Origin of the sequence: Accumulibacter sp. (genome assembly GCF_031732815.1) — a bacterium.
Lineage (GTDB): Bacteria > Pseudomonadota > Gammaproteobacteria > Burkholderiales > Rhodocyclaceae > Accumulibacter.
Genome location: NZ_JAVMKF010000117.1, coordinates 21,644 through 29,763 on the forward strand (window position 1 = coordinate 21,644; position 8,120 = coordinate 29,763).

An 8,120-nucleotide genomic window follows, 5' to 3' on the forward strand; every position below is an offset into this window, starting at 1 on the left:
TATCTGCCCATCTCCTGCGGACGGATCAGACTGCAACGCATCTCCGGATCGTCGACGCTGGGAAAGTAGCTGCGCGAACTGGTGGTTACCCGCCAGCCAGCCTTGCGCAGCAGTTCGACGGTGGACTCCTCCAGGCTTCCCTTGGGGATACCGAACTTCAGCCGATTGCCAATGGTCGGCGCGCTCATTTCTTGTACACCTGGGCCGGGTCGAAGAGCGGATGCGAATGCTCGACCCAGGTGCCGTCTTCCCAACGCACAAAGAAGCAGCTCCGGTTACCGGTGTGACACGCGGCGGGACCGTTCTGCCTGACCTTGATGACCACCGTATCGGCGTCGCAATCGGTAAGCACCTCGACCACCTCCTGCGTGTTGCCCGACTCTTCGCCCTTCATCCAGTACTTGTTGCGCGAACGGCTGAAGAACCAGGTCCGACCTGACTCCAGGGTCAGATTCAAAGTCTTTTCGTCCATGAAAGCGACCATCAGCACCTCGCCGTTTTCGGCATCCTGGATGACGGCCGGGATCAAGCCGCCCATCTTTTCAAAGTCAATCCTGATCATGCAGCCTGCATTCCTTGTCCGTTGAGTGTTGTCAGATCGCGCGGCCTGCCACAATCCTGCCGACGGACGGCATTGCGGCAGCGCGCAGGCGCAAGTTTAGCCGCTTCGAGCGGTTGCGCCGAACGCCTGAGCGATTTCGGCGAGCGTTGACCGCTTGCGACAGGGCGTATCTCTCGGACATGCCCGTTCGGGAGCTGCGCCTGTTGGCCTGCAGCGCAGCCTTCGGCGCGTACCGGCGCCCCGGCCTGGCTTGCCCTAATCCAGTTTCTTGCGCGCCGGGCGGATCTCGTACAGGGCGTGATCCTCGTGCAGCCGCGGCGCGGATTCAGATGCGGCATCGGCGCTGCCGAGCCTCTCGAACGACAAGCTGGCGGTAGTGAAAAGGTCAGTGTTCTCGGCCTTCAGGTAGCGCGCAGCCATCCGACAGTACTCGGGGTCGATGTCGATTCCGATGCTGTTGCGGCCGCTGCGCAAGGCGGCAATCATGGTCGTTCCCGAGCCACAGAAGGGATCGAGGACGGTGTCGCCGGAGAACGAAAACATGCGCACGAGGCGCGTCGCCAGGGCCAAAGGAAATGGCGCAGGGTGCTGCTTGGTCGAGGCTCCGGTGATGTTCCATATCTGCTGAAACCATCGGTCGAAGTCACCTTTGTCGATGCGGCTTTCCTCGCGTTGGGCCGCGGTCGGCTGTCGGTACCCGCCCGGTTTCCGCTGCATCAGGATGAACTCCATGTCGTTCTTGATGATGGCGTTGGGCTCGTAGGGTTTGCCCAGGAACTTCGAGCCATTCGCGACTTCGTACGAGGCATTCGCGATCTTGTGCCAGATGATCGGGTTGAGGTTGTCGAAGCCAATGCGGCGGCAAATGACGCAGATGTCGGCGTGCAGCGGAAAGACCAGGTGGCGTCCGAAGTCGCGCCGCGCAACGCATACGTCACCAACGACGCAGACCAGACGCCCACCGGGAACCAGAACCCGGTACGCGTGCCGCCATACTCTTTCCAACTCGCCGAGGAATGCTTCGTAGTCCTGGATATGCCCGAGTTGGTCGGGATGCTCGTTGTACCGCTTCAGATTCCAGTACGGTGGGGAGGTGACCACGAGATGGACCGAGCCATCCGCGAGGAAGGCGAGATCGCGCGAGTCCGCGTTGATCAGCCAGTGCGTGCTGGCTTTCATCGAATCACGCCTGGGCGGACAAGATCTGGACGCTCTTCCGGCGGAAGACGCTGGACTCCGCAACCGCGTCGCCAACGCGTATCGGGAGATCGCTCTGGATGTCGTTTGATCTCGTCGGCATGGCTTGTCGGATTCGACTTCGCTGCGGCTTCGCTGTTCAGCGAGGCGACCGCCGTGGTCGGCGTGGCGGGCTTGCCGGCCGGCCCGGCACACCGTTGCGGGACGGGCGATCGAAGGGACTATCGGCGGGTATGGTAGGCGGCCATGTGCGCGGCCGTCAAGCTGGCGGTCTGGCCGCCTGGCCACCTGGCGGTCGGCCGGAAGCAGCCGCCCAGGTGGCCGAGTCCGCTCGCGCGGCTCGGGCGTGTCGGCGGTCGGCAGGACGGCGGCGTATAATGCCCGCCTTACTCAGCGAAAGCAGGCAAACTCATGGAAGCAGAACAGCTCAACACGATCGAAAACCGGCTCGCCGACCTGGCCCAGCGAGCCAGCGAACTGCGGAGGTATCTTTGACTACGATCAGAAGGCTGATCAGCTAAGAACGGTTGCCCGCGAGCTCGAAGATCCGCGCGTCTGGGACAACGCCGAACGGGCGCAGGAACTCGGTCGTGAGCGGCGCTCGCTGGAGAATGTCGTCCTGACGCTGAACCGGGTCGGCGACGCGCTGCGCGATGCTGACGAGATTTTCGCCATGGCGCGCGCGGAGGAGGACGACGAAACGCTGAACGCGGTGCTCGCCGACCTCGAAACGATCGAGAAGGAGGTTGCCGGGCTCGAATTCCGCCGCATGTTCAACAATCCGGCCGATCCGTTGAACTGCTTCGTCGACATCCAGGCCGGTGCCGGCGGTACCGAAGCGCAGGACTGGGCGGCGATGCTGCTGCGCATGTATCTGCGCTACGCCGAACGCAAGGGCTACGCCGTCGAAATCCTCGAAGAGTCGGCCGGCGAGGTCGCCGGGATCAAGACGGCGAGCCTGAAGATTTCCGGCGACTACGCCTACGGCATGTTGCGCTCGGAAACCGGGATTCACCGTCTGGTGCGCAAGTCGCCGTTCGATTCGAACGCCCGGCGCCATACCAGCTTCTGCTCGGTTTCCGCCTACCCGGAGATCGACGATTCCTTCGAGGTCGAAATCAACCCGACCGATCTGCGCATCGACACCTATCGCGCTTCGGGCGCAGGCGGCCAGCATATCAACAAGACCGACTCGGCGGTGCGCATCACGCACCTGCCGACCAACATCGTCGTGCAGTGCCAGAACGACCGCTCGCAGCACCGCAACCGGGCGGAAGCGATGGCGATGCTGAAATCGCGCATCTACGAAGCGGAGATGCGCAAGCGGCAGGCCGAACAGCAGAAACTCGAGGACGCCAAGTCCGACATTGGCTGGGGCCACCAGATCCGGTCTTACGTGCTCGATCAGTCGAGAATCAAGGATTTGCGTACGAATGTCGAGGTCGGCAACACGCAGAGTGTGCTCGACGGCGACCTCGACCAGTTCATTGAAGCCAGCCTCAAACAGGGAGTGTAAGGCGTGAAGCGAGACGACAGCCAGCCCGCGGGCTCGCCGCAGCAGGACGAGAACCATATCATTGCCGAGCGCCGCGCCAAGCTGGCCGAATGGCGGCAGACCGGCGGGGCGTACCCGAACGACTTCGCGCGCGAGAATACGGCCGGCAAGATCAACGAGCTTTACGACGTGCGTACGCGCGACGAGCTTGACGCGGCTTGCGTCGAGGTCAAGCTTGCCGGTCGGATCATGCTCAAGCGAGTGATGGGCAAGGCGGCCTTCGTCACGCTGCAGGATCTCTCGGGCCGCATCCAGGCGCACGTCAGCCGCGATCTGATCGGCGAGGAGAACTACAGCGCGTTCAAGCGCTGGGACATGGGTGACATCGTCGGCGTCGTCGGCACGCTCTTTCGCACGCGTACCGGCGAGTTGACGATCGAGTGCGCGCAGATTCGTCTGCTTGCCAAGTCGCTGCGCCCGCTGCCCGAGAAGTTCCACGGGCTGACCGACCAGGAACAGAAGTACCGCATGCGCTACGTCGACCTGATCACCAACGAGGAGTCGCGTTTCACTTTCGTCGTGCGCAGCCGCATCGTCCAGTCGATCCGCAACTACATGGTCAGGCACGGCTTCCTCGAGGTCGAGACGCCGATGATGCACCCGATTCCGGGCGGTGCGACGGCGCGCCCGTTCCAGACGCATCACCACGCGCTCGACATGCAGCTCTTCCTGCGCATTGCGCCCGAGCTCTACCTCAAACGCCTGGTCGTCGGCGGTTTCGAGAAGGTCTTCGAAATCAACCGCAACTTCCGCAACGAAGGACTGAGCCCGCGGCACAATCCGGAATTCACCATGATGGAGTTCTACGAGGCGTACTCGGAGTATCGCCAGTTGATGGATTTCACCGAGGGCATGTTGCGACACAGCGCGCGCGAGGCGCTGGGCGGCGAGGTCTTCGAGTTTCAGGGGCGGTCGCTTGACTTCAGCAAACCTTTCGCCCGCCTGACGATCGTGGACGCAATCCGCCACAGCCATCCCGGGTTCAGCAGCACGCAACTCGCCGATGTCGGCTGGTTGCGCGACAAACTCGCCGCCATGCACGTCGAGACCAGCCCGCAGATGGGTCTCGGCGCGCTGCAACTGGCGCTTTTCGAGGAGACGACCGAGGCCGATCTGTGGGACCCGACGTTCATCGTTGATTACCCGGCCGAAGTCAGCCCGCTGGCGCGGCGCAGCGACACCAACCCGGAAGTCGCCGAGCGTTTCGAGCTGTTCATCGCCGGTCGCGAGATCGCCAACGGTTTTTCCGAACTGAACGATCCGGAAGATCAGGCAGCGCGCTTCGCCGAGCAGGCGAAGGCGAAGGATGCCGGCGACGAGGAGGCGATGTATTACGACGCCGATTACATCCGTGCGCTGGAATACGGCCTGCCGCCAACCGGCGGCTGCGGCGTCGGCATCGACCGGCTGGTCATGCTGCTGACCGATGCCGCGAACATTCGCGACGTCATTCTTTTTCCTCAGATGCGCCCGGAATAAGAAATTGGCGCCGTGCGCATGAGGCCGCATGCGATCGTCGTCGGAGCGGGACTCGCCGGCAGCAGCGCGGCCGAGCGGCTGGTCGCGCGCGGTTGGCTGGTCGATCTGATCGACCGCGCGGCGGCGCCTGGCGAAGGCGCTTCCGGCAATCTGCTCGGCGTCATGCGCCCGCTGCCGTCGCTCGACGACAACCGTCTGAGCAGGCTGACGCACGCTGCCTTCGCTTTCGCGCTGCAGCATCTTGCCCGGCTGACGGCGCAGAATCTGCCTGTGCGCTGGGAGCCGAGCGGCGTTCTGCACCTGGCGCGCGACGATGCGCACCTCGCTACGCAACAGCGTGTCGTCGAACTCCGACAACCGGCGGCCGACGCTCTACGCTTCGTCGACCGCGAGGAAGCGAGCCACCTGGCCGGCTGGCCGGTGGCGCTCGGCGGCTGGTGGTTTCCGCGGGCCGGCTGGGTCGATCCCGCGTCGCTCTGCCGAGCCAACGTCGCCCGCTGCGGCGCGGCGATTCGCCTGCATTTCGGCTGTCAGGTGGCACAGATCGGCCAGCACGGCGGGCTGTGGAGCGTGTGTGATGCGGCCGGCTGCGTGCTCGCCGAGGCGCCCGTCCTGGTTCTCGCCAACGCGGTCGACGCCCGCCGCTTTCCCGTCACCGCGCACCTGCCGCTGCGCTCGGCGCGCGGACAGGTTTCGCATCTGGCGGCCGGGGCAGGTTCGCCGCCGCAGGTAGTCGTCTGCCGGCTGGGTTACGTGACGCCGGCGGTCGACGGCGTACGCTGCGCCGGCGCAACCTTCGCCGTCGATGACGGCGAGGCGGGCCTGCGCGCGGCCGACCACGCCGAGAATCTCGCCCGACTCGACTTCATTCTGCCCGGCTACAGCAAGGTGCTCCGGCCGGCCGGGGTTGGCGGTCGCGTCGGCTTTCGTCCGCTGGCGCCCGATCGCTTGCCGATGATCGGTCCGATCGCCGCCAGCGCGGCAATCGATCGTGCCGGCCCGGCGCTGCCGCTCACCAGGCTGCCGCGCGTGCCGGGCCTTTTCCTGATCAACGGCTTCGGCGCGCGCGGCATCGTCTGGTCGGCGCTCGCCGGCGAACTGCTCGCCAGCCTGATCTGCGGCGAGCCGCCGCCGCTGGCCGACGATCTGGTGCAGGCGGTCGATCCCGGCCGCTTCGTTCTGCCGGGGCGTAGCCGCCGGTCGCAGCGCCACGCTGCCCGGTTGCCTGATGCATCGACCGCCGACTAGCCGGCGGGGCGCAGCGGAGACTCAGTCGCCGACGATCAGTACGCCATCGCCCTTGCGATTGGCGAAGCGAACGAGGACGCGCTTGTGCTGCTGTTCGAGCAGAGCCGACAGGCTCACCTCGTCACGTTTCGCCGTCAGGACGAAATAGCGGAATTCTGACGGCACCTGTACGAGCGCTTTCTCGCGCGCCTGCAGCGGGATCGGATAGCCGCGACCGGCGTAATAGGCGATGCGCGCGTCCTCGTAGTAGACCGCGTCAGCCGGCGCGGTGTGCTGCGTCAGCCAGGCGGCCGCTTCCAGGTAATGCGTCTTGCGGGCACCGAAAGAAACCACGTTGTTCAGCATGAGCAGGCAGGCGACGACGACCAAGCCCTTGCCCAGACGCGGGAAGCGCTGGACGAAGACGAGCAGGGCGCTGGTCAGAAAGGGCAGTGCGAGCAGGTTGAGCAGACTGACGTAACGCGAATTGACGAAACCCTTCTGGACGAAGTACACCAGCAGCAACAGGAGATAGACCAGCCACGCCCAGGCGAAGGGGCGCAGCCCCGGATAGGCCTGACGCATGGCGGACCAGCCTCGGGCGAAGAACAAGGGCAGCGTGAAGGGCCCGTTCAGAGCGACGAACTTGGCCAGCAGCACCAGCGCTAGTCCGGACACCACGATCTGCCTGGCTTCGTCAGCGGCGTACTTGGCGAGCACCGCTTCGGCGAAGGCGGTCGCCATCAGGTCAAGTCGGGCGAGCAGGTTGCGCGGGTCGATGAACGACAGGAAATAGAGGACGCGCGGTTGCTCCAGGCCGCCGCCCTTGGCAGTGACGAACAGTACGGCCAGTGCGCCGAGCAGCGGCAGGGCGTTCAGTTGCAGCAAGCGCAACCAGCCCTGGCGCGTGCGCAGTTCGCCGCACAGACAGAGGGCCAGCGCGGGAACCAGAAAGAGTGCTTCCAGGCGAAAGAAGACTGCCCCGGCGAGCGCCAGGTGAATGACCGCGGCGCGCGCCCAACCGCCGCGTTCGAGCCAGCGCAGAGCGAGCCAGAGGGCGAGGACGATGAAGAACCAATAGCCGTGCTCGCGAATGATGTCGTCACGAAACTGGTTGAAGGCCGGCATGGCGAGGACGATCAGGCAGGCCCAGTAGCCGCCGCCGGCGATCCGCTCCTGGGTCGCCGCGACAAGCACGGCGCAGGTGCCGGCAGCAAACAGCGCGCACCACAGAAACGCCAGCCACTCCAGCGGCAGGCCAATCAGTCGGTGCGATCCGGCGATCAGGAGCGGAAACCACGGCCATGACTCGATCTGTCGCGCGGCGGAAGGCCCGTGCTCGAGCGCCTGCCGGGCAAGGTCGACATAGTAGGCGGCATCTTTGCTGACAACCAGTGTTCCCGCGATGGCGACTGCCGACAGCGCCAGGCTGGCAAGGAAAGCGAGGGCCGGCGGCGGCAGGCGCCGGGCGAAGGAGGCGAGCGGGACAAGAGCGCGCATGTTGACTTTGGGCGAGCCGATCGGAAAGGTTCAGAACCAGAAGAAGAGGCGCAGGGCCTTGCGCGCATAGCCCCAGCGTAGCGCCTGACGCGGGCTCAGACGAAAAGCTCGCAGGTAGTAGCGACGAGCGCACTGCCGGTCGTCGGCGAGCGCTGCTGCACGAAAGGCCGAGAGATAGCGCCTGGCTTCGTACTGCTGACGCAACGGCTGGCACTCGGCTGGCAGGCTGGCGAAGACCTCGCTGGTCATCAGCCGTGCGCGCTCCTCTTCGTTCTGCCGGTCGTGACGCAGGCTGCCCGGGTGCTTATGAATGCGCGCAACCGCGTGCGGGGTAACGACAACCGGTGCACTGATCAGCAGGTAGGCGAAAACAGCGATGTCCTCGCCCGAGCGCAAGCTCTCCGGATACGGCCGCTGGAGCAGCAGATCGCGGCGAAAAAGCGTGCAGCCGTGCGAGATGGCGATGCGTTTGTCGAGCAGGTAGCGCTGCGCCAGTTCGCGTGGTGAAGCGGTCGGAACCTCAGCCGGTACGCGCAGGCGTTCGCGTCCGTCCGGATAAACCGAGACGTGCGCGCCGATGATCATCCCGACGCCGGGATG

6 protein-coding genes and 2 pseudogenes are annotated in these 8,120 nt (G+C 65.1%); 3 read left to right on the forward strand and 5 right to left on the reverse strand.

All coding sequences use genetic code 11. The annotated features are described in order from the left end of the window. The 3 genes and pseudogenes from RKP46_RS08585 to RKP46_RS08595 all read right to left on the reverse strand — a co-directional run. A pseudogene (locus RKP46_RS08585) lies at positions 1-188 on the reverse strand (ATP phosphoribosyltransferase); the annotation flags it as partial. Continuing rightward, positions 185-616: a phosphoribosyl-AMP cyclohydrolase gene (gene hisI, locus RKP46_RS08590; protein WP_311106260.1), complete on the reverse strand. Its 432-nt coding sequence runs from the start codon at positions 614-616 to the stop codon at positions 185-187. The gene hisI and the pseudogene RKP46_RS08585, both read right to left, overlap by 4 nt. 201 nt (positions 617-817) lie before the next feature. After that, positions 818-1,741, reverse strand: a complete 924-nt coding sequence (locus RKP46_RS08595) for a site-specific DNA-methyltransferase (protein ID WP_311106261.1) — start codon at positions 1,739-1,741, stop codon at positions 818-820. A gap of 429 nt (positions 1,742-2,170) precedes the next feature. Here RKP46_RS08595 and prfB point away from each other — a divergent pair. The 3 genes from prfB (at position 2,171) to mnmC (ending at position 6,041) form a co-directional block, all read left to right on the forward strand. Then, positions 2,171-3,275 (forward strand): peptide chain release factor 2 gene (prfB, locus tag RKP46_RS08600; protein ID WP_311106262.1). Its coding sequence is split into 2 segments (ribosomal slippage): positions 2,171-2,251 and positions 2,253-3,275, totalling 1,104 coding nucleotides; the frame shifts between segments, so codons are not numbered across the junction. Positions 3,276-3,278: 3 nt separating this feature from the next. Further along, complete coding sequence (gene lysS, locus RKP46_RS08605) at positions 3,279-4,793, forward strand: lysine--tRNA ligase (RefSeq protein WP_311106263.1); 1,515 nt, start codon at positions 3,279-3,281, stop codon at positions 4,791-4,793. A gap of 18 nt (positions 4,794-4,811) precedes the next feature. After that, the gene (gene mnmC, locus RKP46_RS08610; protein ID WP_311106264.1) at positions 4,812-6,041 is read left to right on the forward strand and encodes an FAD-dependent 5-carboxymethylaminomethyl-2-thiouridine(34) oxidoreductase MnmC; all 1,230 of its coding nucleotides are present in this window, start codon (positions 4,812-4,814) and stop codon (positions 6,039-6,041) included. Positions 6,042-6,062: 21 nt separating this feature from the next. Here mnmC and RKP46_RS08615 read toward each other — a convergent pair whose 3' ends face one another. Beyond that, on the reverse strand, positions 6,063-7,520 hold the full coding sequence (locus RKP46_RS08615) for a hypothetical protein (RefSeq protein ID WP_311106265.1): 1,458 nt from the start codon (positions 7,518-7,520) through the stop codon (positions 6,063-6,065). 30 nt (positions 7,521-7,550) lie between these two features. Further along, a pseudogene (locus RKP46_RS08620) lies at positions 7,551-8,120 on the reverse strand (glycosyltransferase family 2 protein); the annotation flags it as partial.